The 24,141-nt window shown below is 35.4% G+C and carries 20 protein-coding genes, 1 pseudogene and 1 riboswitch; of the genes and pseudogenes, 11 read left to right on the top strand and 10 right to left on the bottom strand.

The annotated features are described in order from the left end of the window. Nucleotides 1-138: 138 nt before the first annotated feature. The 5 genes and pseudogenes from B0E34_RS14300 to B0E34_RS14315 all read right to left on the bottom strand — a co-directional run bounded on the left by B0E34_RS14300 (nt 139) and on the right by B0E34_RS14315 (nt 3,543). Entirely contained in the window at nt 139-1,083 is a 945-nt protein-coding gene (locus tag B0E34_RS14300; RefSeq protein ID WP_087710586.1) for a PH domain-containing protein, read from the bottom strand. A gap of 141 nt (nt 1,084-1,224) precedes the next feature. Then, on the bottom strand, nt 1,225-2,574 hold the full coding sequence (hisS, locus tag B0E34_RS14305; RefSeq protein WP_087710466.1) for a histidine--tRNA ligase: 1,350 nt from the start codon (nt 2,572-2,574) through the stop codon (nt 1,225-1,227). A gap of 163 nt (nt 2,575-2,737) precedes the next feature. Continuing rightward, nucleotides 2,738-2,908: pseudogene (locus B0E34_RS21605) on the bottom strand (HRDC domain-containing protein); the annotation flags it as partial. A 12-nt stretch (nt 2,909-2,920) separates the two neighbouring features. Continuing rightward, the gene (locus B0E34_RS21610) at nt 2,921-3,193 is read right to left on the bottom strand and encodes a hypothetical protein (protein ID WP_228423083.1); all 273 of its coding nucleotides are present in this window, start codon (nt 3,191-3,193) and stop codon (nt 2,921-2,923) included. Nucleotides 3,194-3,210: 17 nt separating this feature from the next. Further along, nucleotides 3,211-3,543, bottom strand: a complete 333-nt coding sequence (locus B0E34_RS14315) for a single-stranded DNA-binding protein (protein WP_087710588.1) — start codon at nt 3,541-3,543, stop codon at nt 3,211-3,213. A 163-nt stretch (nt 3,544-3,706) separates the two neighbouring features. Between B0E34_RS14315 and B0E34_RS14320 the strand changes: the two genes are divergently transcribed. From B0E34_RS14320 to B0E34_RS14360, 9 genes are all read left to right on the top strand, one after another. After that, nucleotides 3,707-4,312: an HPP family protein gene (locus B0E34_RS14320; protein ID WP_087710468.1), complete on the top strand. Its 606-nt coding sequence runs from the start codon at nt 3,707-3,709 to the stop codon at nt 4,310-4,312. Further along, entirely contained in the window at nt 4,309-4,653 is a 345-nt protein-coding gene (locus B0E34_RS14325) for a hypothetical protein (RefSeq protein ID WP_087710470.1), read from the top strand. The genes B0E34_RS14320 and B0E34_RS14325 overlap by 4 nt, the downstream gene beginning before the upstream one ends. A gap of 20 nt (nt 4,654-4,673) precedes the next feature. Beyond that, entirely contained in the window at nt 4,674-5,576 is a 903-nt protein-coding gene (locus B0E34_RS14330) for a TIGR01777 family oxidoreductase (protein ID WP_087710472.1), read from the top strand. A gap of 239 nt (nt 5,577-5,815) precedes the next feature. Next, nucleotides 5,816-6,394 carry a hypothetical protein gene (locus B0E34_RS14335; RefSeq protein WP_123956636.1) on the top strand — a complete coding sequence of 193 codons (579 nt, stop codon included), beginning with the start codon at nt 5,816-5,818 and terminating at the stop codon, nt 6,392-6,394. Nucleotides 6,395-6,399: 5 nt separating this feature from the next. Further along, nucleotides 6,400-6,966: a hypothetical protein gene (locus B0E34_RS14340; protein WP_087710476.1), complete on the top strand. Its 567-nt coding sequence runs from the start codon at nt 6,400-6,402 to the stop codon at nt 6,964-6,966. A 13-nt stretch (nt 6,967-6,979) separates the two neighbouring features. Then, nucleotides 6,980-7,744 (top strand): hypothetical protein, encoded by a 765-nt coding sequence (locus B0E34_RS14345; RefSeq protein ID WP_087710478.1) that lies wholly within the window; start codon nt 6,980-6,982, stop codon nt 7,742-7,744. A gap of 16 nt (nt 7,745-7,760) precedes the next feature. Continuing rightward, complete coding sequence (locus tag B0E34_RS14350) at nt 7,761-8,147, top strand: VOC family protein (protein ID WP_087710480.1); 387 nt, start codon at nt 7,761-7,763, stop codon at nt 8,145-8,147. Between the two features lie 111 nt (nt 8,148-8,258). Next, nucleotides 8,259-8,443: riboswitch (cobalamin riboswitch) on the top strand. Between the two features lie 385 nt (nt 8,444-8,828). Next, nucleotides 8,829-11,144, top strand: a complete 2,316-nt coding sequence (metE, locus tag B0E34_RS14355; RefSeq protein ID WP_087710482.1) for a 5-methyltetrahydropteroyltriglutamate--homocysteine S-methyltransferase — start codon at nt 8,829-8,831, stop codon at nt 11,142-11,144. A gap of 91 nt (nt 11,145-11,235) precedes the next feature. Beyond that, on the top strand, nt 11,236-11,967 hold the full coding sequence (locus tag B0E34_RS14360; RefSeq protein WP_087710483.1) for a PmeII family type II restriction endonuclease: 732 nt from the start codon (nt 11,236-11,238) through the stop codon (nt 11,965-11,967). Here the strand turns inward: B0E34_RS14360 and dcm are convergent. Beyond that, a complete protein-coding gene (dcm, locus tag B0E34_RS14365; RefSeq protein ID WP_087710485.1) occupies nt 11,940-13,184 on the bottom strand; it encodes a DNA (cytosine-5-)-methyltransferase in 1,245 nt (414 codons plus the stop codon). The genes B0E34_RS14360 and dcm overlap by 28 nt on opposite strands. A 201-nt stretch (nt 13,185-13,385) precedes the next feature. Here dcm and B0E34_RS14370 point away from each other — a divergent pair, with 201 nt between their 5' ends. Next, a complete protein-coding gene (locus B0E34_RS14370) occupies nt 13,386-13,832 on the top strand; it encodes a KTSC domain-containing protein (RefSeq protein ID WP_087710487.1) in 447 nt (148 codons plus the stop codon). Nucleotides 13,833-14,331: 499 nt separating this feature from the next. Here B0E34_RS14370 and B0E34_RS14375 read toward each other — a convergent pair whose 3' ends face one another. From B0E34_RS14375 to B0E34_RS14390, 4 genes are all read right to left on the bottom strand, one after another. Next, nucleotides 14,332-17,517: an efflux RND transporter permease subunit gene (locus B0E34_RS14375; protein ID WP_087710489.1), complete on the bottom strand. Its 3,186-nt coding sequence runs from the start codon at nt 17,515-17,517 to the stop codon at nt 14,332-14,334. Between the two features lie 7 nt (nt 17,518-17,524). Further along, nucleotides 17,525-18,586, bottom strand: coding sequence for an efflux RND transporter periplasmic adaptor subunit (locus B0E34_RS14380; RefSeq protein WP_087710491.1), 1,062 nt, complete (start codon nt 18,584-18,586; stop codon nt 17,525-17,527). Nucleotides 18,587-18,592: 6 nt separating this feature from the next. Then, nucleotides 18,593-19,945 carry a TolC family protein gene (locus B0E34_RS14385; RefSeq protein ID WP_087710493.1) on the bottom strand — a complete coding sequence of 451 codons (1,353 nt, stop codon included), beginning with the start codon at nt 19,943-19,945 and terminating at the stop codon, nt 18,593-18,595. Between the two features lie 94 nt (nt 19,946-20,039). Continuing rightward, nucleotides 20,040-20,633 carry a TetR/AcrR family transcriptional regulator gene (locus B0E34_RS14390; RefSeq protein ID WP_087710495.1) on the bottom strand — a complete coding sequence of 198 codons (594 nt, stop codon included), beginning with the start codon at nt 20,631-20,633 and terminating at the stop codon, nt 20,040-20,042. Nucleotides 20,634-20,814: 181 nt separating this feature from the next. Here B0E34_RS14390 and B0E34_RS14395 point away from each other — a divergent pair, with 181 nt between their 5' ends. Next, nucleotides 20,815-24,051 carry a T9SS type B sorting domain-containing protein gene (locus B0E34_RS14395; RefSeq protein WP_087710496.1) on the top strand — a complete coding sequence of 1,079 codons (3,237 nt, stop codon included), beginning with the start codon at nt 20,815-20,817 and terminating at the stop codon, nt 24,049-24,051. Nucleotides 24,052-24,141 lie beyond the last annotated feature (90 nt).

The raw sequence follows: 24,141 nt of genomic DNA on the forward strand, positions 1-24,141 counted from the left end.
CATAGTTTTTAAAAATCTTTGATTTTTATTCTTTTGAGTGCTTTGATTATTCTGGAAATTCGCTTTAACATTTTCTTTTGTCCCTTTTGCGGTTAATTCTGAAATTAGTTTAAACAAGTTTTTAGTTAAAAACAGGGATTAAAGTCGGTCTAATAATTTTTTCTTCTGTTCTGTAAATTCCTGATCCGTCAGAACGCCCATTTCCCGAAGTTTTCCAAGTTTTTCCAACTGTTCAAAAATAACTTCCGGTGCTTCTTTTGGTATACCGGAATTTTGCTGTACAGGATTCAATTCCGCAGGCTTTTGAAACGGATTCTCAGAAACCGGCATATTGTACAAATTAAAAGACGAAGACTGAATTTGTTGTTGTTGTTGTTGTTGTTGTTGTTGTGAAGTAGACTGACTGATCGTACCATTCAGATATTGATTAACCGCATTGCAGAAATTCTTTCCGTCATTTTTATTATGAAGCTTAAACTCTGCTGTGGAACCGTTTTTAGAGAAAATTTTTAACGTTGAATACAAAAGACTTTCCACATGATCTACAGAACGGATATTTTCGAAGAGATATTCGTCTTTCTGCACATTTCCAAAAAGTTTTTTATCAATAAAAACAACTCTTTTCTGCGTAGAAAATAAAAGACCTTCCACTTTTGCAGGTATGGTAAGACCTTCTGCAATAGCGGTTAACTTTTCATTATTTTCTAAAATATGAACGAGTTCCTTTACTTCACTGTTTACAAAGATGCTTAACCTCGCATTCAGGGCAACAATCTGATCCTGAATATCATCAAGTCTGGTCACTGTTCCTCCAAATCCAAAAGACGGTGTTTCGGGACTCTGAAAGTTTGAAGTCTGTGACGATCCAAAATTTTCAGTTTCGCCAATTTTTCCCTGCAAAATAATCCCCCTGATTTCGGGCAGGAAAAACTGCTGCAGATTATTGACAACATCCTTATTGATATTGGAAGCCTCATTCAGGCATTTGTTACACAGAATATGATTGTCCGCCAGTTTATTTTCGCCCAAAAGCTTATCCATAGATGTTAAAGGCGTTCCACACAATCCACAAATATTGTTCATTTGGTTTTCATGTTTAAAAGTTTAAAAAAAGCATAAAACAATTTATGATTTTCTAAAATACAAATTTGTAATTAAATCGTACCAACTGAAAATAAAAAAGCATCAGGATTAATGATGCTTTTTAGTTTTCTGATTTTATTTTTATCCCAAAAACTCTTCCAGAGAAACCGTTTTCTGTTCTCCTGCTTCGAGATCTTTATAAGTTACCGTTCCGTTTTTAATTTCTTCTTCGCCTAAGAATACCAGATTTTTAATTCCTTTTTTCTCCGCATAGGTGAACTGTTTACCGATCTTTGCCGCTTCGGGATACATTTCTGCGGAAATTCCTTTTTCTCTCAATTGCCTGATCAGTTTTAAGGCTTCTATAGTTTCATTTCCTCCGAAATTGGCAAAAAGAAATTCTACTTTAGAGGTAGCTTCTTCAGGGAAAAGACCGAGTTCTTCCATCACGAGATAAATTCTGTCCAGACCAAAAGAAATCCCGATTCCCGGAATATTTTTAACACCAAAAACTTCCGTAAGATTATCATATCTTCCGCCGCCGCCGATAGAACCCATCTGAACTTCATCTGCTTTTACTTCGAAAATCGCTCCGGTGTAATAATCCAGACCTCTTGCCAAAGTAATGTCAAAAACAAGATTCTGAATATCAACTCCAAGATTTAAAGATTGTGTAATCACAAATTCAAGCTCTTCTACTCCTTTCAGTCCTGTTTCATTTCCGGCGAACTTTTCTTTTAACTGAAGAAGGTTTTCCAGCGCATCATCCGACTGGTTAAAAAGGAAATCTAGTTTGTCAATCGATTCCTGAGCAATTCCTCTTTCCAGTAATTCTTTTACAACACCGTCTTTTCCTATTTTGTCTAATTTATCCAAAGCTACCGTGAAATCTATTAATTTATCGGTAATTCCTGCAAATTCTGCCAATCCGGAAAGAATTTTACGGTTGTTGATATGAATAGTTACAGAAACTCCAAGCTCCGCAAAAGATTTCAGATACAACTGAACCAGATCTACTTCCTGTAAAAGACTTTCGCTTCCTACAACATCCGCATCGCATTGATAAAACTCTCTGAATCTTCCTTTTTGAGGGCGATCCGCTCTCCAAACCGGTTGAATCTGATACCTTTTAAAAGGAAAAGTAAGCTGATTATGATTCATTGCCACAAATCTTGCAAAAGGTACCGTAAGATCGTAACGAAGGGCTTTATCAGAAATTTGAGAAGTCAGTTTTTGATGATTTTTACTTTCCCAATCTTCCTGATTTACTTTAGAAGTGTAATCTCCCGAATTTAAAATCTTAAAAATCAGGCGATCTCCTTCTTCCCCGTATTTTCCCGTTAATGTTGAAAGATTTTCAAAGCTAGGTGTTTCCAGTGGCTGAAATCCGAATAACTCGAAGTTTTTCTGTAAAGTATTGATGATGTATCTTCTTCTTGCAACTTCCAGTGCCGTAAAATCTCTCGTCCCTTTTGCTAAACTTGGTTTCATTTTATAATAGATAAATGATATTAATATGTATAAGCTGCAAAAATAAGGAATTGAAAGGACTTTTACTACACATAAACCCGTTTAAACTTTATCAGAAAATAATACTAAACCTCACAGGTTTTAAAAACCTGTGAGGTTTGAAAATACTTAAAATACATGAAGATCAGATACTTTCTAATATTTCCAAAATTTCTTCAGCGTAATTTTCTATTTTGTGTTTTCCGAAACCTTTGATATCGCGCAATTCCTCTTTTTTTACAGGCTTATATTTGGCTACAGACATCAGTTCTTTATTGGAAGCAATAAAATAGCTTGGTAAGTTCTGTTCTTTCGCTTTTTCGGAACGTCAGTATTTCAGGGCTTCCAGAATTTTTAATTCATCATTATTTAAGGCTTCATCTTCTGCGGAGTATTTTGCCGTTTTAGAGTCTTTTACTACATTTTGCTGAACGATTTTCAATTCTTCAAAATACAGAACGACCGACCAGTATTTTTCATCCTGAACAAAAGCGGTTTCAACTTTTATAATATCGTGGGATTCCAGAAAAGCTTCAAGTGTTTTCTGATCTTTCTCAAGATGTCTGTCGTCCAGTCCGATTTTAAAAACTTTTATTTTCATGGCTTGCAATTTTTAGGTTATTTTCCTCCTAACAAAAGAATTTCATCTACACGAATTTCCGTAATGTACCTTTTTACACCGTCTTTATCGTCATACGATCTGTAAGTAAGTTTTCCTTCTACAGCAATTTCTTTTCCTTTCGGAACGTATTTCTGGAATATTTCAGCCGTTTTTCCGAAAGCAACCAGATTGTGCCATTGTGTTTCCTCCACTTTTTCACCTCTCGCATTGGTGTAGTGATCTGATGTTGCAAGGGAAACGACAGCCTTTACATTTCCGTTATCGAAGCTGATGATCTCTACTTCTTTTCCTGTAAATCCGATTAGGGTAACTTTGTTTCTTAGTGACATAACTTTATATTTTTTTATATTTAACATTCAGATAAGAGACGTTATCTTTTTCTCAAATCTCTGTGGCAAAGGTTGCTGAATTTCAGAACCGGAGTCGGTAGAAAACTATTTAAATTCGTTTGTAGTCGTTTGCAAACGGATAATTTTGTATCTTTGAAATGCTATGAAGAAGACAATAAAAAGAACATTTCGGGTTTCTAAATATGTGATTTACAGAGAAACTTTAGTAGACTATAAAGAACATTTCTGGTCTTTTCTGGGAGCGTTTTTCGGAATTGGAATAATTGCTTTCATCCAGTCGCACACTTTGTCGGCTACAGAAAATATCTTTTTAATCGGTTCTTTCGGAGCTTCAAGTGTTTTAATTTACGGAGCCATTCAAAGTCCTCTTGCGCAACCGAGAAATTTAATCGGAGGACACGTTCTGTCAGCTTTAGTGGGAGTTACAGTCTATAAAATCGTTCCGGATATTATCTGGCTTTCTGCGCCTCTGGCTGTTGCTTTTTCCATCGTTTTGATGCAGTACACGAAAACTCTGCATCCTCCGGGCGGAGCTACTTCGCTTATTGCGGTAAGTTCGACTGGGAAAATTCCGGAACTGGGATATTGGTATGTTCTTTCTCCTGTTCTTTCAGGATGCATGATTCTATTAATTATTGCTTTAATTTTCAATAATATCACTTCGAACAGAAGTTATCCGAATCATAACCGGTTTACATATTTACTGAAGAAAAAACACAAACATCCACACAAAATGAAAAAAGTATGAATTGTCTCGAATGCGGCGAAAAAATTATTGGCAGATCCGACAAAAAATTCTGTAATGATGCCTGCCGAAACGCCTACAATAACAAACAGAACAAGGATTCCAGCAATCTGATGCGGAACATCAATAACAAGCTCCGCAAAAACTATAGAATTCTGACGGAAGTAAATACCGACGGAAAAACAAAAGTTGCCAAATCTAAGCTCGATGGCTTAGGTTTTGATTTCGATTATATAACGAATCTGAAAGTTTATAAAAACGGATCTGAATATAGATTTATTTACGATTACGGCTATAAACTTCTGGAGGATGATTTTGTTCTGATCGTAAAAAATCAGGCTTAGAAACAACAAAGATTTTTAACATGAAAGAAACTGTTCTTATCACAGGTGCAAACGGATTGGTTGCCAAAGAATTATCTAAAAAACTTGAAAAAGAGTATAATGTACGTTTTCTTACGCGAAAAAAACAGAACAGCAACGATTTTGAATGGGATATTAAAAAAGCGACGATCGACGAAAAAGCTTTTGAGAATGTTTCGCATATCATTCATCTTGCAGGAGCCAATATTTCGGAGAAAAGATGGACTGATGAAAGAAAAAAAGAACTGATTTCAAGCCGTGTAGATTCTGCAGGTTTGCTTTTAAAAACTCTGCAAAAAAATAATATCAAATTAAAATCCTTCATATCTGCTTCCGGAATCAATTATTACGGAACCAAAACAACGGAAAAAATTTTTACTGAAAATGATGGTCCTGGAAATGATTTTTTAAGTAAGGTGGTAGTTCTGTGGGAAAAAGCTGCGGATGATTTTAAGGAACAAAATGTTGCTGAAAGAGTCGTGAAAATCCGTACTGCGGTGGTGCTTTCGGAAAAAGACGGCGCTTTAAAAAAAATGCTTCCGCCTGTAAAAATGGGCATCGGCTCGCCAATCGGAACGGGAAAACAATATATGCCGTGGATTCATATTAATGATATTTGTTCGATTTACGAATTTGCTTTAAAAAATGCTGAACTGGATGGTGCATTCAATGCGAATTCACCGCAACATACAACGAATGAAAATCTGACAAAAAATATGGCGGAAGTGCTTCACAAGCCTTTATTTATGCCTAATGTTCCCGCTTTTGTGTTGAAACTGATGTTCGGAGAACTTTCTGAGGCTTTGCTGGAAGGTTCGAGAGCTTCATCGGAAAAAATTCAGAAAGCAGGTTTTCAGTTTGAATTTCCGGATCTGAAAGATGCTTTAAAAAATTTATTACAATAAGTCTGTTTAAACTTTTGTTTAATCGCAAAAGTCACAAAAAATGAACTAAACTTTTATTTAAAGTTGATCATTACAAATCAAAAAGGGCACAATAGTTTTTAAAAATCTTTGATTTTTATTCTTTTTGAGCATTTTGGTTATTATAGAAATTAGCTTTAACATTGTCTTTTGTGCCTTTTGTGTTTAATTCTTAAATAGTTTAAACAAGTTTAATAGAAAATATCAGAAGTAAAAAAATTATGAAAACTATATTCTCACTAAGTCTTTCTTTGCTGCTGTCCATGAATGTTTTGGGGCAGAAAATTGAAAAGGCAGGACCGAAAGACAAAGCCGTAACCGAACATTTTAAAAACGATTACAAGAAAAAAAATTACAGAAAATTTGCCGGAACCATTGTTTTGAAGGATAATACAGCAAAATTCAACGATAAAACGATTTTCTTTGATCAATCTGATAAAATTACTGAAACGATGCTTAAAGAAGGATTAATCTATCCTCAGCTTTTAACGGAATTTCAGGTTGATAAATTCGAAAACGAAGACAGCGACAGAACGCAGAAACGATTTGCAAAAATTCAAAAAAACTGGAAAGATTCTTTTGAAGTCAATAATATTAAACTGAGTGGTGGTTCTGAACTGAGTTTTTTAAGTACCGATGAAAAGGTTAAGCGTTTTAAAGTGGTCTGCAAAGATCCGAAGTTTCCAAATCTAATGATCTATTATTTTGAATTAACGGATAAAAATGCTACAAAAGATACACCCATTCAGGATTTTATTAAAAATTCTAAACTGACACATATTTTCCAGAGAACGGAGTAAAAAGGATGACTAATAACCATAATATCAATGCAAAAGCATTCTTCAGAAAATATTTTTTGGTAATTATTTTTATTATCATTCTTTTGTTGCAGGATTTTTTTCTCAAACCCTTTGTAAAAGATCTGTATTTAAACGACGATATAAAAAATTTCAAAGAGTTTTCATGGAAATACACGGTTTTTATTTTTACTATTCTTGCCGGAATCATTATTTTCATTTCAAGGAAAAGCATTACGCTTTCGGCTGTGCCTTTAATTTTATTGGGTTTAATGATATTCGGAATCGGATTTTATTTCGGACTCCATTCTTTGGTGGATAATGCTTTGCTTTTAATCAATTCAAAAACGAAGAATACGGAAATCAATAAAACTTACGAAGTAATTCATGATAAAGAAAAGAAAGTCTTTTGGCTGAATAATGAAAATTCTATTCATGATAAAGAGGATCTTCAAAAAATTAACCGCTATAGAGTTTCAAAAGGTTTAAAAGCTATTTTTGATCTTCAGAATAATGACACGGTAAAAGTAACTTTTAATAAAGGATGGTTTGATGTAAATTATCTCGAAAAATAATTACGCTCTGAAAATGTACAATGCGACCAGAAGAAACAGAAATATAGGAACCGAAAATCAAGGTTTCAGTCAAAATAATAAATTGAAAATTTCAACACCTAACGGAACATTAAAGTCTTTTTACGAAAGAATTGGTAAGCATGAAAAAGAATCTAAAATAATAAATGGACACGAATTTTTATTTATCATTGAAGAGCTTCGCGAAAACTGTTATCACTCCTGTTCTGTTTCTGATCTTGAAAAGATAATCGAAAATATTCCTAAAGAAGATTACGGAGATTTAAAGTTTATTGTTTTACGCCAACCGAAAAGAAAGAAGGAAATAATCTCTCCGGTTTGGGGAAGACTTGTTTACAGCTTTGAGTACGAAAACGAATATTTTCCGGCGATAATTTTAGACTCAATAGATTTAAACAAAAAGTTAATATGGTCTAAAAAACAAAGCATCGAAGATCAGAAAGAATTTGAAAGATTAAAAGGAGACGGACATATTTTTACACAAAATAAGAGAAGTTTTATTTCTCAGTTAAATTTAGAGCCTTCAAGAAATACCCAATTGTACAGAACTTTACTGCATGAATTCGGGCATTATGTTCATTACTTAGAAGTTGTGGAAAGACCTTTTGAAAGTGATGAAGATTATGAGGCAAAAGAAATTCGCGATGATTACTACTCAGCTTTATCTAAAGTTGAAAAAGAAACTTTCGCGCACCAGTATGCTGATCGACTGAAGAAAAAATTAACTGAAGAAAAAATAATTCCTTTTAATAGTCTTTAATAATTGAAAATCAAACATGAAAATAAAAAATATAGATCACCTCGTTTTAACGGTTGCAGATATTGAAAAAACGGTAGATTTTTACACCTCTATTCTTGGTTTTGAAGTCTTAGTTTTTGGAGAAAATAGAAAAGCACTGACTTTTGGAAATCAGAAAATCAATCTTCATCAAAAAGGAAAAGAATTTGAACCAAAAGCTGAATATCCGACTTGTGGTTCTGCGGATCTTTGTTTTATTTCCGAAACCGACATTCACGAAGTTTTACAGGAACTAAAGGAAAAGAATATTGAGATCATAGAAGGAATTGTTGAAAGAACCGGAGCTTTAGGAAAAATACAATCGGTTTATTTCAGAGATCCGGATTTAAATCTGATTGAGATAAGCAACTACAGTTCATTGTAAAATACATTCTCGAAAAAATCCAAATAACTGTTCATTCAGAATAATTTTCTGAATTACTTAAAAAATAAACAAATAATTCCTACATTTGTTTAGAAAACAGTTCTTTTACATACTTCATCAAACGGAAAAGGTTTTACGTAAAGTAGATTAATAGGGAATCGTGTGAAAATCACGAGCTGTCGCGCAACTGTAAGTAATACTTTAAAGGTTTTTATCCACGTATATCCACTGTGTAAACGGGAAGGATGATAAAAGCTGTTACAAGTCAGGAGACCTGCCTATTCCGAATTGACAATGCTCTCGCGGTTTGGAGTTTTTTGGTCAGACAGATGATACTTTTTTGAACGTAGCAATCTAAATTTTAATTTGATTTTAATTGCAAAGTTTTTAATATTAATTTCTTACTTTAAGAATGAAAAAATATTCGCTAACCATCAATACAGCAGTTGTTTTTTGCATCTGTTTCAGAGGATACGGTTAAAAAATTTTTCATCTTATTGCTGAGAAAAAAGCTTTGTGCAAAACGATAAAATTTCAGAGCATTCTCTTATGTAAAGGGAAAATTGCGTCCTTACTGTATCTTTACCTCTCCATTCTATTTCCTTCTGCAAAAGCATTGCGAAGCATCAGAAGAACTTTTATACACATTAATTATTGTTTAATTTAAAAGTTTTAAAGAAAATGCAAACGCACATTCTTGGCTATCCGCGTATTGGTAGCAACCGAAAACTCAAAAAAGCCTGCGAGCAGTATTGGTCGGGCAAAATCACTTTAGACGAATTACTGGACGTCGGGAAAAATATCCGACAAAACAATTGGAAGCTTCAGCAGGAAGCAGGAATTGATCTTATTCCGTGTAATGATTTCTCTTTTTACGATCAGGTTTTGGATATGACTTTAACTTTAGGCGCTATTCCTGAACGTTATGAAGAGATTGCTCTTAAAAAATCTGAAACGGATCTCTATTTTGCCATGGCAAGAGGCTTTCAGAAAGAAGGTCTGGACATTACTGCAATGGAAATGACAAAATGGTTTGATACCAATTATCATTTCATTGTTCCGGAATTCCATAAAAATCAGGAATTTAAGCTGTTCTCCCGTAAAATTATCAACGAATTTTTGGATGCTAAACAAGTGGGAATAAATGCAAAACCGGTGATCATAGGTTTGTTAACCTATATTCTGCTTGGGAAAGAAAAGGAGGAAGGTTTCAATAAGCTGGAGCTGGCTCAGAAAATTCTTCCTGTTTATATTCAGATTCTTAAAGAGCTTGAAACTCACGGAGCAGAATACATCCAGTTTGATGAACCATTTTTAGCATTAGATCTGGATGAAAAATCAAAAGAAACTTACAGTCTGATTTATGCCGAAATAAGAAAACAGTTTCCTCATCTGAAAATCATTGTAGCTACTTATTTTGAAGGTTTAAGAGATAATCTTTCTCTGGCTGTTTCTCTTCCTGTAAATGTGCTGCATCTCGATCTGGTTCGTAGTCCGGAACAGTTGGAGGAAGTTTTAAAAGTAATTCCGGAAACATTGCATCTTTCATTAGGTGTAATTGACGGAAGAAATATATGGAAAAATGATTTCGAAAAATCTCTACGCCTCATTAGACAGACAACAGATAAAATAGGCTTGGAGAGAATTTTAATTGCTCCTTCCTGCTCATTGCTTCACAGCCCTTCTGATCTTGATCAGGAGAACAACGAAAGTGTTTTATCCTCCGAAATTAAACAATGGATGGCTTTTGCTAAACAGAAAGTCTCTGAAACGGTTACCCTGAAAAAATTAGCCGCAGAAAATCCGGATTATTCCACACTCCTGCTTTTAGCTGAAAATAAAAAAGCCATTGAAAGCCGCAAAACATCACCTCTCATTCATAACAGCGAAGTGAAGGATCGTGTAGATGTAACTACCGAGGAAGATGCTAAAAGAAACAAACCTTTCAGCATGCGAAAAATTTCTCAACAGGATATTCTCAACCTTCCTTTATTCCCTACAACTACAATTGGCTCATTTCCACAGACGAAAGAAGTTAGAAACTGGAGGGCAAAATTTAAAAAGGGTGAACTGAATGCCAAGCAATACGATGATCTACTAAAAAAAGAAACTGAAAGAACGATCCGTTGGCAGGAGGAAATAGGAATTGATGTTCTGGTTCACGGAGAGTTTGAAAGAAATGATATGGTAGAATATTTCGGAGAACAATTATCAGGATTTGTGTTTACGCAAAACGGCTGGGTTCAAAGCTACGGAAGCCGTTGTGTTAAACCTCCTGTTATTTTCGGAGATGTGTACAGACCGAATCCGATGACGGTTTACTGGTCTGAATATGCGCAATCTTTAACGAAAAAATGGGTGAAAGGAATGTTAACGGGACCAGTAACTATTCTTCAATGGTCTTTTGTGCGTGATGATCAGCCGCGATCTTTAACGTGCAAACAAATTGCACTGGCTATTCGCGACGAAGTGAATGATTTGGAAAAAGCAGGAATCAGAATTATCCAGATTGATGAACCTGCAATTCGTGAAGGTCTTCCATTAAGAAAATCTGACTGGAAGCATTATCTTCAATGGGCAGTGGAAGCTTTCAGAATTTCAGCGAGCGGTGTGGAAGATGCGACGCAGATTCATACGCATATGTGCTATTCGGAATTTAATGATATTATTCAGAATATTGCCGATATGGACGCAGATGTTATTACGATTGAATGTTCCAGAAGCCAGATGGAGCTGCTGAATGCTTTTGCTGATTTCAAATATCCGAACGAAATAGGACCGGGAGTTTATGATATTCATTCGCCGAGAGTTCCATCGAAAGAAGAAATGGTAGAATTGCTGAAAAAAGCACAAGCAGTTATTCCAGCACAGCAACTTTGGGTAAATCCCGACTGTGGCTTGAAAACCCGTCATTGGGATGAAACGGAAAAAGCGTTGATTGCAATGGTGGAGGCTTCAAGGGAAGCGAGTAAGTTACTTGCTGTACAAACTCATTAGATATTGATATTTTCAGGAGCTTCAGGGCTCCTGTTTTTTGTTTTATTTAAAATAAACTTTATATTTACTCAAAAGTATTATTAATAACTAAATGAAAGCTAAAACTCAAAACGAAATAATTCAGGAAATTGTAGAATATTTTAAAGTTTATATTTTTGATAATCATATCAAAGCCTCTTTAAATACACATTCAAAATTAAAGAGCTATAATATAAATCCTATTGTTGTTAAATATCTATCAAAGGTTTTAGAAAATAGTTACACATCAATTGGTGTTGCTAAAGCATTATTTTATCCCAGAGTTTTGGGAACGTCAATAAATACTTCTTTTGGAACAAGGATACAAAATATGTTTGTAGATTTACAAATTGCAGAAGGCTCATTAATTAAGGGAATGGATATCGAATTTATTGATAAAATTGATAATCGTAGAAAATGGTGCCAATTAAAATCAGGACCAAATACAATTAATTCAGAAGATGTAAAACCATTAATAAAAAAATTTACAGATACAATAAATTTAGCCAGAACCAATAGAGCATTCACTAATGTAAATAATACAGATTTTATTGTTGGTGTACTATACGGTGAACAAAGCGAATTAAGTATGCATTATAAGGTTATCGACAAGACTCACCCTGTTGTTATAGGTAAAGATTTTTGGCATAGAGTAACTGGCTTTCCAAAATTCTATGATGGTCTTGTTGAGGAATTGCATTTACTTATTGAAAATATTGACACTCAAAATTTAATAAATGAGGGTGTTGAAAAACTAGCCGAAGAAATCGCTAGTTCTCAACTTTTTAATTTTAAAGAATTATAATAGGAATTTAAAAATTTAATAATCGAATATCCAACCTCTTTAGCCAAATTAACAGGAACTGCATTTCCTATTTGTTTATATTGCTGAGCCATAGAACCTGCAAAATCCCAATCATCTGGAAAAGTTTGAATTCTCGCATACTCACGCACCGTAAAAGGTCGTGTTTCATCAGGATGGCATCTTTCAGTTTGCTTTTGCGCCGGACTGCAAGTGAGTGTTAAGCTAGGCTCATCCCATCCTATTCTTCTTGCCATTCCTGTTTTTCCTCCTCCTAAATAAAAACTTCCACCCATATATTCTTTCTGGATTTCAAGAGGCAAATCTCTCCAATAACCTTTTGGAGGGACTAAATCCAATACATCTTTTTTACTTTTAGGATATGTTGCTCCATGTGAAACAGGAACATCACAATCGAATAATTCACCTTTTTTTAAAGCATCCTTCAAATTATATATTTTAGAATATGCTTGAGGGTAGCTAAAATTAATATTTATATCTTTTCTGATACCTACTAAAATTAATCTTTCTCTTTTTTGCGGAACCTTGAAATCTATAGCTCTTAAAACTTCTACAGGAACTACATTATAACCTATCTCATCTAAGATTGAAATCATACCTCTTAAAGTATTTCCACCATCATGACTTAGAAGCCCTTTCACATTTTCACCTATACAAATTAGAGGGTTAACTTCCTGAACGGCTCTTGCAAATTCATAAAACAGAGTTCCTCTTGCATCTTCCAAACCTAACCTTTTACCTGCATAACTAAATGCCTGACAAGGAAAACCTCCGGTTACAACATCTATTTTTCCGCTATATTGTGTAAAGCTAAAGTTTTTTATATCACCTTCCAGAACGGTCCAATGTGGTCTGTTCTTTCTTAACGTCTGGCAGGCAAATTTATCGATTTCATTTAATGCTTCGCATTTTAAACCTGCTTTTTCTAAACCAATTGCTAAACCGCCTGCTCCTGCAAACAACTCTAAAACTTTATATTCATTTTCAGCTTTAGCATAGTTATCTGTTGATTTATTATTATCAATTAAAAAATCTGGAAATAAGTTTTCTATATCATTTCTGTGATAAACCCTATAATTACTCATTGGCTCTCTCACAGCAACCAACTTTCCCTCATCATCCCATCTTCTTAGTGTTTTTGTACTTTTATTTAAAATTTCTGCGGCTTCGGATATTGTGTAATATTCTTTAATAACCATATTGGACAACATTAGACATTGGTTACAAATTTATTTTAAATTTTCTTTGCACACAATAATGATTTTTAAGAAAAAAAATTATAAATTAAAGCGATATTCACTTTATATAGATCTTTCAAACAAAACAAATTAATAATCAAAAACTTACACTTTCTCAATTAAAAACCTTAATTTTGCACCCCGAAATAAGGATCATCCATTATGAAAAAATTAGGCGAATACAGAAAGCTTCTGGAAGTTGATAAAAATGTAACACTGAAGGAATTGAAAACCATCTACAGGAATACGATGAAAGATACGCATCCAGATAAATTCATCAATGATGAAGCAGGAAAGCAGGAAGCAGAAGAAAAAAGCAAATCTGTGATTGAAGCCTATCATTTTCTGGTAAGCATCAATCCGGAAACGCAGGAAAAATACAAAGAAGAATATACCGAAACCATTACGAAATCTAATATTCAGGATTTTTATCTGGAAAAATCGGTTCTTAAAGTACAGCACCTGAACGGAAACATGTACGAATATCTTGGAGTTCCGAAAAATACCTACATCAAAATGGTGAATTCCGATTCTCCTAGCCGTTTTGCAAGAAGACATATTTACGGAAGTTTTGTCTACAGAAAAGCCGGTGAAGCAATGGCGGAATAATCCCCTATTTACGATTAAATAAGAGCTTTCAATTAATTTTGGAAGCTTTTTTTTGAAACTTGTCTAAACTTTTTTACCGCAAAAGATGCAAAAGATTGTAACACTTTAGTTATTAATTTTAATACTTAAATATAAAAAGAGCTCATAAGTTAAAAAATCAAAGATTTTTCTCTTTGCAGACTTTTGAAATACTTTAAATAAACTCAACAAAGTCTTTTGTCTCTTTTGCGGTTACATTTAAAATTAGTTTAAACAAACTTTTGATTAAACTTTAATTTTAACGCAAAAGGGTCGCAAGTCTTTTATAAATTATTGAACATACTTTTCGATCGTAAAGGCGTTTTACTCATCAAATGAGCAATCATATTTCTTTTCTTTTTTAAGAATGTGTCGTCGCTTCAAAACTACGTTTGCAGGTCTTCAGTCTGTTCGCAATGACATAAAAAAACCGCATCATTGCTGATACGGTTTTCGGTTAGGTTAATTAAAGGTTGTTATATTAATCTAAATGTTTTGGAGTAAAACCATCTTCACTTAGTTCTCTGTGTTCATAATCAGCTTTCATTTCAGCTTCATAATCTACTTTTTCATGTTTACCCATCCTTCTAAGAATTGAATCAAATAAAGAGTAAACGACCGGTACAATAATCAAAGTAAGGAATAGAGACGATGTTAAACCACCGATAACTACCCATGCCAAACCTTTGTTCATCTCCGCTCCTGCTCCGGTTGCCAATGCGATCGGCAACATCCCGAAGATCATTGCGATTGTTGTCATCAGGATCGGACGAAGACGGGCGTGATTTGCCTGTACCAAAGCGTCGTGTGTATTGGCTCCGGCTTCTTTTCTGGCGTTGGCAAAGTCAACGATCAAAATTGCATTCTTCGCAACCAGACCAATCAACATGATCATCCCCAACATCGTAAAGATATTCAGTGAATTTGCTGTTAAGGCAAGAATTACCATTACTCCGATCATCGCCAGAGGAATTGAGAATAATACCACGAAAGGATACACAAAACTATCATACAATGAAACCATTACAAGATAAACCAATACAATAGCCGCCAATAATGCGATTCCCAACGTACCGAAACCTTCCTGCTGGTTTTCCATATCTCCACTCCAGATGTAATCTACTCCTACAGGTTTGCTCTTGCTGTCCATGAACTGTTTTGCCCATTCGTTGGCAACGTCTCCTACAGGCCTACCCACTGCTTTAGCTCTTACTTTTACAGAAGGTGATTTGTCTCTACGCTCAAGCAAACTCGGTCCAGATCCCATTTTAACCTCAGCAAACTGACTAAGACGTACCTGCTGTCCCTGAGGATTTGTAAACATTAAGTTTTTAACATCATCAATAGACTGTCTGTTCGCATCTCCGAAACGGATGTTGATGTCATATTCATATTCTCCTGCTCTGAATTTTCCGTCTGTATTTCCGTTGAATGCCGTCTGCATTGTCTGTCCTACACTTGAAAGATTCAAACCTAAAGAAGCCATTTTATCTCTGTCGATATTTACCTGAACTTCAGGATTTCCTGAATCGGTTGACAATTCTGCATCTACTGCTCCAGGAACTTTTTTCAGCAATTCTAAGATTCTTGTTGCTTCTTTTACGGCTGTTGCATTATCCGGAGCGGTTACCACCATTTCAATCGGCGCATTTTCAGCACCCATGATTCCGATTGGGGCAGTTTTGAACTCTACTCCTGTAAATTTCTCTTCTAAAGCTCTTTTTATTTTTGCAGCTTTGATGTTGGTGCTTTCAGAACGCTCGGATTTATCTGTTAGGTTTACCTGAACTTCCGACTGATAGGTTGTCGCCTGAGCTCCCCCAAAACCGGTTGACTGCTGTCCTACTGTTGTAATTAAATCTACAACATCTTTATCGTTTCTTAAAAATCGCTCAACATCTAACGTAAGCTGATTGGTTTTTTCAACGGTTGCATCTTTCGGTAATTCCATCTGAACAAGGAACTGTCCTCTGTCGATCGGCGGGAAAAATTCTCCTCCGATAAATCCGAATGCTACTAACATGAATGAAGAAATCAATACGATGAAAGTAATCACGACTGTGGAAATTCTTCTTAATGTGGTTTTTAAACACCATTCAAGAATTCCTGTGATCCAGTGCGTGAATTTATCAATTAAACCCTCAAACCAAAGGATGAATTTTTCGAACCAGTTTTTCCCTGTTAAATGCTCAAGCTTACCAAATCTTGAAGACAGCCACGGAATGATGGTAAATGATGCGACCAATGAAAGCAATGTCGCAATAACCACCGTGACGCAGAACTGAGCCAGAATGTTCGCTACCAAACCTGAACTCATCGCAATCGGTAAAAATACCACTACAATTACCAAAGTAATCGCTGCAACGGTAAATCCGATCTCGGAAGCTCCGTCGTAGGCTGCCCTGATTTTGCTTTTCCCCATCTCCATGTGACGGTAAATATTTTCCAGTACAACGATCGCGTCATCCACAAGAATACCTACCACCAAAGAAAGTCCCAGTAAACTCATCAAATTCAGGGTATATCCCATTAAATTCATTCCGATGAATGTTGCCACCAATGAAGCCGGGATAGAAACCATTACAATGAATGCGTTTCTGATGCTGTGAAGGAATAGTAACATTACAATTGCTACCAGAATAATCGCTAAGAATAAGTCGAAAATTACGTGGTTGGCAGATTCAAGGGTAAAGTCTGTAGTATTGTTTACCACTTTCACCTTTACACCCTGGACTTTGTACGCTTCCTGAACGGTTTCAATGGTTTTCTCAACACTTTCAGATACTGCAACCGCATTGGCATCAGATTGTTTTTTAACCTGCATTAAGATGGTAGGAAACTGGTTGAATCTCGCTACTTTCTCCACATCTTTCTGAGAATCGAAAACCGTAGCAATATCAGACAAACGAACCTGCGCTCCGTTTTTATTGGAAACCACAAGATTGTTCATTTCTGCTACAGATTTATACTTTCCGGATAATCTGATCGTAGATTTTGAGGTTCTCGTTTTAAGACTTCCTGTCGGGAAATCTAAGTTTGAAGAAAGAATTGCCTGTTGAACATCTCCAATGGAAAGTCCGTAACCCTGCAGTTTTTTCTCATCAAGATTCACCTGAATTTCTCTTTCCTGTCCACCTACAAGATCCACTTGTGCGACACCGTTTACACGGGAGAAAATCGGCTCAATTTTTTTATCTAAAAGATCATAGAGCTCCTTATTGTTTAATTTGTCTGAAGAAATACTCATCGTGATGATTGGTAAATCATCCAGAGAGAATTTGTTTAGAGACGGTGCATCCACATCATCCGGAAGGTCTGCAAGAATTGCGTTTACCTTTCTCTGGGCATCATTCAATGCATAATCTACATCGGCTCCGTCATTCAACTGAACCATAATAACGGATAAACTTTCATAGGAAGAAGATTCTACTTTCTTCACGTTTTCCAAAGAACCAACGGCATCTTCAATTTTTCGGGTAACGGATGTTTCCACCTCTGCAGGGGAAGCTCCCGGATACACCGTAGAAATGGTTACCATATTGGTTTCAAACTTCGGAATCAATTCGTATCCCATGAGTGTGTAACTCAGGATACCTCCCAACGTAAGAATCGTAAACAATACGATTACCAACGAAGGTCTTTTTATCGATATTTCTGCTAACTTCATAAATCTTCTACTTTACGATATTTACTTTAGATCCGTTATCCAGATTGATCTGTCCGCTGGTAACCACCTGTTCTCCGCCATTCAGTCCGCTTAAAACCTGAACTTTATCGCCATATACTTTTCCAACGGTTACTTTGATGAGTTTTGCAACGCCATTCTGTACAACAAATAATTGTCCGGAACTTACTCCGTTTACAAATGCTTCTGCAGGAACCGTTAACATATTCTGTGTTTCTGCGCCGTTGTTTGTTTTAAATGTTGCTGTTGCATACATCCCGGCTTTCAGGTTTCCTCTGTTCTGAACTTCAATTTCAACAGGGAAATTTAAAGAAGCATCACTTTTAGGAGCGATAAATGTAATTCTTCCCACAAATGAATCTTCCGGTAAAACGTTTACTTTAATCGGAACTTCCTGCCCTAACTGAATTTTCCCGATCTGGCTTTCATCAACCAAAACTGAAAGTTTTAAGCTGTTGATGTTTACGATTTCGAAAAGTCCTGTTCCCGGAGCAACCACCATTCCCGGCTCTACCATTTTTTTATTGATGGTTCCGCTGATTCCCGCACGAATGCTTGTATCGTTTACTTTTACGCCCTGAGCTCTTAGAGCAGCCTGAGCGTTTTTAAGCTGTAATCTTGAATTATCAAGCTGTTGTTTGGTAACTCCTCCTGTTTTGAAAGCATTTTCGTAACGCTGGTTGTCCGCAATCGCATTCTGCAAATTGTTCTGAGCCTGAGTAACATCTACTTCAATGGCATCTCTTTTAATGGTTGCCAAAACCTGTCCTGCTCCCACTCTTGAGCCTTCTTTTACCAAAACGCTTACCACGCGTCCTGAAATTTCAGAAGACTGGTTCATTTCCTGCTTCGGGATAAATGTTCCGTTTGCACTGTAATCTGTATCGATATTTTCTCTGGAAACCGTTACCACGTTTACATTGATCTTATCTACCTGCTTTGCAACTTCTTTTACTTCCTGCGTCTGCTTTTCTTTATTTCCGGCAATCTTGTAAGCTGCCAAACCAACCAGTACGGCTGCTACGATGATATATATTAAAGTTTTTTTCATAGTTTATTACGGGTTTTGTAGTGTATTTAATTCTCCTTTTGCTTTAATTAGCTTGATTTCAGCCTGTTTGTAATCCAACAAAGCATTCGCGTAATTCTGTTTTGCCTGCGTTAAAGCATTTTCTGCATCCAGAACTTCTGTAAGTGTTGCTAAACCGTACTGGTAGTTGGATTGTGTATTTTTCTGAACTCTTTCTGCCAATCCTACGTTGTCTTTCATGCTTTCAATATTAATTAAAGCATTTTCTATGTTGGTAATGGCATTTTTATAATCTAAATTCAGACTTAACTGTGTATTCTGTATATCCAGATCAAGATCCTGAATATCGATTTCTGCCTGATTGATCTTTGCTTTTGTAGCTCCTCCGGTGAAAATCGGGATATTAACATTTAACCCGATTGCAGAGTAATCGCTCCAAAGCACACCGTTCTTAAGTCCGTTGGTTAATGGAAATTTTGCTCCGTTTGCACCCCAACCGTAATTGGCAACCAGACTTACTGTAGGGTAAAGATATGCTTCTGTCGCTTTTTTATTGAACACTAAAAGTTCTCTGTTTTTGTTTAAAACTTTGATTTCGGTACGGTTGTCAAGGTTTAAATTTCCTGCAACCAATTCTGGTTTTGGTTCAATTGTTTTTTCTTCCAGTTCAATATCAGATTCAATCGGAACCCCCATGTAGAACTTCAGTGCGTTTTTAGCCAACTGCACAGAATTAATTAACGTCTGTTTGTTTGATCCGATGTTGGTAAGCTGAACATTGGTTCTGTCCAGATCAATAGATTTTGCCAAACCGTTATCTACCAGACTTTTAATTACATTTCTTACTTTTTCCGTATTCGCATAGCTTGCTTCTACGGTTTTAAGATTTTCTTCCTGAACAAAAACCTGATAATAAGCTGATGCTACGTTTTCAATGATCTGTTCGTTGGTAAGCTGGGCATTAAGCACATAAAATTCTCTGGTAGATTTTGCCGCTTTCAGTCCGGTGAAAACTCTCTGATCGAAAATTGCCTGCTGAAGCTGTACGGAAGCGGTAGAGTTCCACGGCTGACCGAACTGTGCTCTGATTTTTTCTCCTCCAAACTCAAGAAGGGACTCCTGAATGATGGGATTGTAGGTAAGACCTGCTGTTGCGGAAATCTGTGGTAAAGCTCCTGCTTTTGCCTCATCAATCTTATATTCGGCTTTTTTGATCTGTAAAGCTGCCTTTTTGGCTTCAGCTTTATTCTGAAGTGCCTGCTTAATTGCTTCCTGCAAGGAAACCTGCTGTTGTGCAGACACCGATGAAAAACCGAACATCATAAATGCAGCCGCTATTCCTACTTTTAGCTTGTTTGCAGTTACACGTTTTTTCATAATATTATACTTCGTTTATTTTTTTTTAATGTAATTATTCTGATAAATGATATTATTCCGAATGACGAATGAATTCTTAAAATACTTTAACTCTTTTTTAGTTTTTGAATAACATATTTAATATGATTTCTTTTCTTTCGGAAATAATTTTATCAAACTCTTTATCGCTGATCATTAAATTTTCCATAAAAAGAGGTCTTACTGCACTCGGAAAAACCAAAAGCGAAACCATATTTAAAACAAACTGTATGGGTTTCATTTTTTCAATATTTCCTAATTCCATTTCGGCTTCTATATCTCTGTACAAGCGATCAAGTTCATCTTTTTCAATATCTTTTTTATGACAGTTTCCTTTGTTGATCTGCGAAACGATGTAGGTTTCCAGATAAGGATACTGAAGACTTGTAGATAAACTTCCTTCTATGAACTGGCTGATCTTTTCTTTCAGAGGAAGATCAGAATTCATGATGATTTCAGATTTTTCTTTTTCCACTTTCTGAGCTTCATCAAAAATAATCTGGATGAGGTTATCTCTTGAGCTGAAGTAATAGTTGATAAGCGTTCTGTTGACACCGGCTTCATCTGCAATCTCCTGAGTAGTAGCGTCAAACTTACCTTTCACAAAGAATAAATTCTTTGCTGTGTCTTTAATTAATTCCTGTGTTTGGTCTTTTTTTGCTTGATTTGACATTTTTGTTAAACAAATTTGTGCAAATGTAAATCAAAAATATTTTTTGACAAAATTGTTAAACAAAATTATTAAACAAATTTGTATGATTTGCATCATATTTTAAATCTTATTCTGACATTGCGTTTTATTAATCTTTTTGAAATAGCGGATTTTAATATATTTGCCGAAAAATTAGTAACCAATGCGAAAAATATTGTTTCTATGCACAGTTTTCTGCTGTGGATTTTTGTTTTCTCAGAACTTTTCTTGGGTAAAACAATTCAGAAGCTATACAGACTATGCTGATCATATTTCAAAAGTCCAAAAAGATGATAATGGAAATATGTATCTTTTAGGTAAGACCCTTAGTTTCAGTGGAATTGATGTAGATCCGGGACCAGCTGTAAATCTTTTAATTCCAACAAATTATATAAGTTCAGGAGGATCAGGAACAACCTTTGTCATTAAACTGGATAGTAATGGTAATTATCTGTGGAGTTACAAAATAAGTAATGTACATAATGATATTGAGTACGATTTGAAGGTTAAAAACGGAAAAGTATATGCACTCACCAATAAATCTGTTTATCAAGGAAATTATATTAATGGCTATGCTACAATTACCACTTTAGACCTTAATGGAAACCTTATTAATGAAACGCAGGTAACAAACTCAAATCCAAATTCATTAGATGTTGATAACAACGGAAATGTATATCTAAGTACTTTTACTTTTTATGATCTTGTATTTCAACAAGCTGCAAATACAGCTTTTAATGATACAAACTCTACGGCGGCTTCGTATATTATTAAATTTAATTCTTCTTTACAGGTTCAATGGCTAAAAAAAGTTACCAACGGAATCGAAAATAAATTGGTTTTAAATTCTAATAATGATGTCTATTTTGCGATGAATAACATATATGGTCAGTCTCGGTATACATTGCAGCGATACAACACTAACGGGACTTTGCTTTGGTCTGGAATTCAAGAAGACCAAAGTTATTCTGATATTCTTGTTGATAAAAATGATAAACTTATTGTTTCAGGTCAATGGATGGCTCAGTTTTTACCTATTGACGTAGATCCTTCAAGTAATCAATATTTATTGCCTTCCAATACTTATATCAGCCTTTATTTATTGTGGTTCGATACTAACAATAATTTACTTGATGTAAAAAAATATTTAAATAACGGACAGCATTTTCCTTTATCTATAGAAGGTTTAAGTTGTGATGATTATAATAACCTTCATGTTAATGGATATTTTGATAAAACTTTCGATGCCAATCCTGACTTAGGAGTAAATAATATTGTATTCGGAAGCGGATATTCAGAAGGCTGTTCGATAACTTTTAACCCTAATAGAGAATATAAAACGTCTTTCAGAATTGGATCTACGAATGCCTATAAACCAAATGCGTATGCAAGAGTTTATCAAACAGTAAATCTTAATGACAGTTATTATTATGTCGGAACTTTTCACTGGAACTGTGATTTTGACCCTTCTGCCAATGAGTATTTTTTAAATACAATAAACACATCAACAACTAATGATGATGGTTACTTGTTAAAACTAGAAAGATGTAATAATTTACCTCAAAATTCAAGTATGAACATTTGTTTAGGTGCAAATATTCAGTTGAATGCAACTGGCGGAACAACCTATAACTGGACTGGACCAAATGGATTTACTTCAAATCAGCAAAATCCTACAATTCTCAATTCAACAACAGCAAACTCTGGAATATATACTTGTCAGGTTACAGGATCTACTAATGGATGCGACGGAAGTTTTTCTGTGCATGTAATTGTTGGTGATATTACTCCGCCAGTTCCTAATGTAACAAATCTTCCAAATATCATAGGAGACTGCCATACTACGATTTCCAATTTTCCAAAGGCTACAGATAATTGTGCCGGAATTATTACGGCAACCACTACCGATCCCCTTTCCTATTCTGTTCCGGGAACTTATGTGATTCACTGGACTTATAATGACGGAAATGGAAATATTTCGGCACAAAACCAAAATGTAACGGTAACAGCAACGGCATTACCTGTAACAACCAATCTTCAGCAAATCTTCTGTAAAAGCACCAATCCAACTGTTGCCAATATTCAGATTACAGGACAGAATATCAAATGGTACGATGCAGCCGGAAATGTTTTACCTTCAACAACGGCGCTGGTAAACGGACAGACCTATTATGCTTCTCAAACGATTAACGGATGCGAAAGTGATAAAATCGCTGTTCAGGTTACCGTGAATGAAACTCCAAAACCTACAGGAAACGCTGTTCAGGATTTTTGTGCTTCGGCAAATCCTACTTTGGCAAGTTTAGTTGTAACCGGAACTTCCCTTAAGTTTTATGATGCCGCAGGAAATATCTTACCGCTTACAACTCCTCTGGTGAACGGAACAGTTTACTACATAACACAGACGCTGAACAACTGTGAATCTGAAAAACTGGCAATTACGGTAACACTTTCAACGAATAATGTTCCTGCCAATGATTATTCGGCGACGTTCTGTAACAGTACGACAGGAAACTCTATGATTGTGAATTTAACGTCGTATCAAAGTAATATTATTGCCAATCCTTCCGGATATACATTTACTTATACGGATGATTTTGGGAACGTAATTACCAATTCTTCTGCGTACTCTTTAAATTTAGGAGCGACCGTTATCCATGTAAAGGTTTCAACACCGGACGGATGTTTTAAGATTGTTCGATTAAATCTGGCTCTGAACCCTAAACCTATATTCAACCTTCCTGAAAGAATTGATTTCTGTAAAGGAAAAACAGTTACTCTGGATGCAGGAAGCGGATTTTCATCTTATCTATGGAGTAACGGAGCCACTACTCAGACAATTACCGTTTCAGCTCCCGGAAATTATTCTGTAACAGTAACGAATAGTTTTGGCTGTCAGAGTACGGATAACATTCAGGTAAGCTATACGGTTTTGCCGGAAATTGTTTCCGTAAATATCAGCAACAATTCCGCAACGGTAATCCTTTCTGCGACAGGCAGCTTTGAATATTCTTTAGATAACTTCACATGGCAGGATTCTAACATTTTCACGAACTTAAATATTGGAGAATATATTGTTTATGTAAGAACAAAAGGAGGCTGTATCATTGGTCAGAAACCTTTTTCGATATTCAACATCCCAAATGCATTCACTCCCAATGCAGACGGATATAACGACCAATGGAAAATTGCAGGACTGGAAAATTATCCGGGAACTGAAGTGAACGTTTACGACAGAAGAGGTCTTCCTGTTTTCAAGGAGATTATTTCTAAAAAACCTCTGCAATGGGACGGAAAACTCAACGGAAATCCTGTCCCGACAGGAAACTACTGGTATACGATAAAAGTTTCAGACGGCAGACTATATACAGGCTGGCTTCTGATTAAGAACAGAGACTAAACAAAAACGAGCGGAAAATTTTCCGCTCGTTTTTTTATTTTCAAAGGTTTATTGATTGTCTTTCACCACTTTTTTGATGAGTCAAAAACA

Origin of the sequence: Chryseobacterium mucoviscidosis (assembly GCF_002177115.1) — a bacterium.
GTDB lineage: Bacteria > Bacteroidota > Bacteroidia > Flavobacteriales > Weeksellaceae > Chryseobacterium > Chryseobacterium mucoviscidosis.

Bases quoted from the DNA above. Each gene is read 5' to 3' on its own strand.
- B0E34_RS14320 (WP_087710468.1), top strand. From the start codon at position 3,707: ATGAAGAAGACAATAAAAAGAACATTTCGGGTTTCTAAATATGTGATT.
- hisS (WP_087710466.1), bottom strand. From the start codon at position 2,574: ATGAAACCAAGTTTAGCAAAAGGGACGAGAGATTTTACGGCACTGGAA.
- dcm (WP_087710485.1), bottom strand. From the start codon at position 13,184: ATGGTTATTAAAGAATATTACACAATATCCGAAGCCGCAGAAATTTTA.
- B0E34_RS14315 (WP_087710588.1), bottom strand. From the start codon at position 3,543: ATGTCACTAAGAAACAAAGTTACCCTAATCGGATTTACAGGAAAAGAA.
- B0E34_RS14375 (WP_087710489.1), bottom strand. From the start codon at position 17,517: ATGAAGTTAGCAGAAATATCGATAAAAAGACCTTCGTTGGTAATCGTA.
- B0E34_RS14340 (WP_087710476.1), top strand. From the start codon at position 6,400: ATGACTAATAACCATAATATCAATGCAAAAGCATTCTTCAGAAAATAT.
- B0E34_RS14335 (WP_123956636.1), top strand. From the start codon at position 5,816: ATGAAAACTATATTCTCACTAAGTCTTTCTTTGCTGCTGTCCATGAAT.
- B0E34_RS14345 (WP_087710478.1), top strand. From the start codon at position 6,980: ATGTACAATGCGACCAGAAGAAACAGAAATATAGGAACCGAAAATCAA.
- B0E34_RS21610 (WP_228423083.1), bottom strand. From the start codon at position 3,193: ATGAAAATAAAAGTTTTTAAAATCGGACTGGACGACAGACATCTTGAG.
- B0E34_RS14360 (WP_087710483.1), top strand. From the start codon at position 11,236: ATGAAAGCTAAAACTCAAAACGAAATAATTCAGGAAATTGTAGAATAT.
- B0E34_RS14300 (WP_087710586.1), bottom strand. From the start codon at position 1,083: ATGAACAATATTTGTGGATTGTGTGGAACGCCTTTAACATCTATGGAT.
- B0E34_RS14390 (WP_087710495.1), bottom strand. From the start codon at position 20,633: ATGTCAAATCAAGCAAAAAAAGACCAAACACAGGAATTAATTAAAGAC.
- B0E34_RS14325 (WP_087710470.1), top strand. From the start codon at position 4,309: ATGAATTGTCTCGAATGCGGCGAAAAAATTATTGGCAGATCCGACAAA.
- B0E34_RS14370 (WP_087710487.1), top strand. From the start codon at position 13,386: ATGAAAAAATTAGGCGAATACAGAAAGCTTCTGGAAGTTGATAAAAAT.
- B0E34_RS14380 (WP_087710491.1), bottom strand. From the start codon at position 18,586: ATGAAAAAAACTTTAATATATATCATCGTAGCAGCCGTACTGGTTGGT.
- metE (WP_087710482.1), top strand. From the start codon at position 8,829: ATGCAAACGCACATTCTTGGCTATCCGCGTATTGGTAGCAACCGAAAA.
- B0E34_RS14330 (WP_087710472.1), top strand. From the start codon at position 4,674: ATGAAAGAAACTGTTCTTATCACAGGTGCAAACGGATTGGTTGCCAAA.
- B0E34_RS14350 (WP_087710480.1), top strand. From the start codon at position 7,761: ATGAAAATAAAAAATATAGATCACCTCGTTTTAACGGTTGCAGATATT.
- B0E34_RS14395 (WP_087710496.1), top strand. From the start codon at position 20,815: ATGCGAAAAATATTGTTTCTATGCACAGTTTTCTGCTGTGGATTTTTG.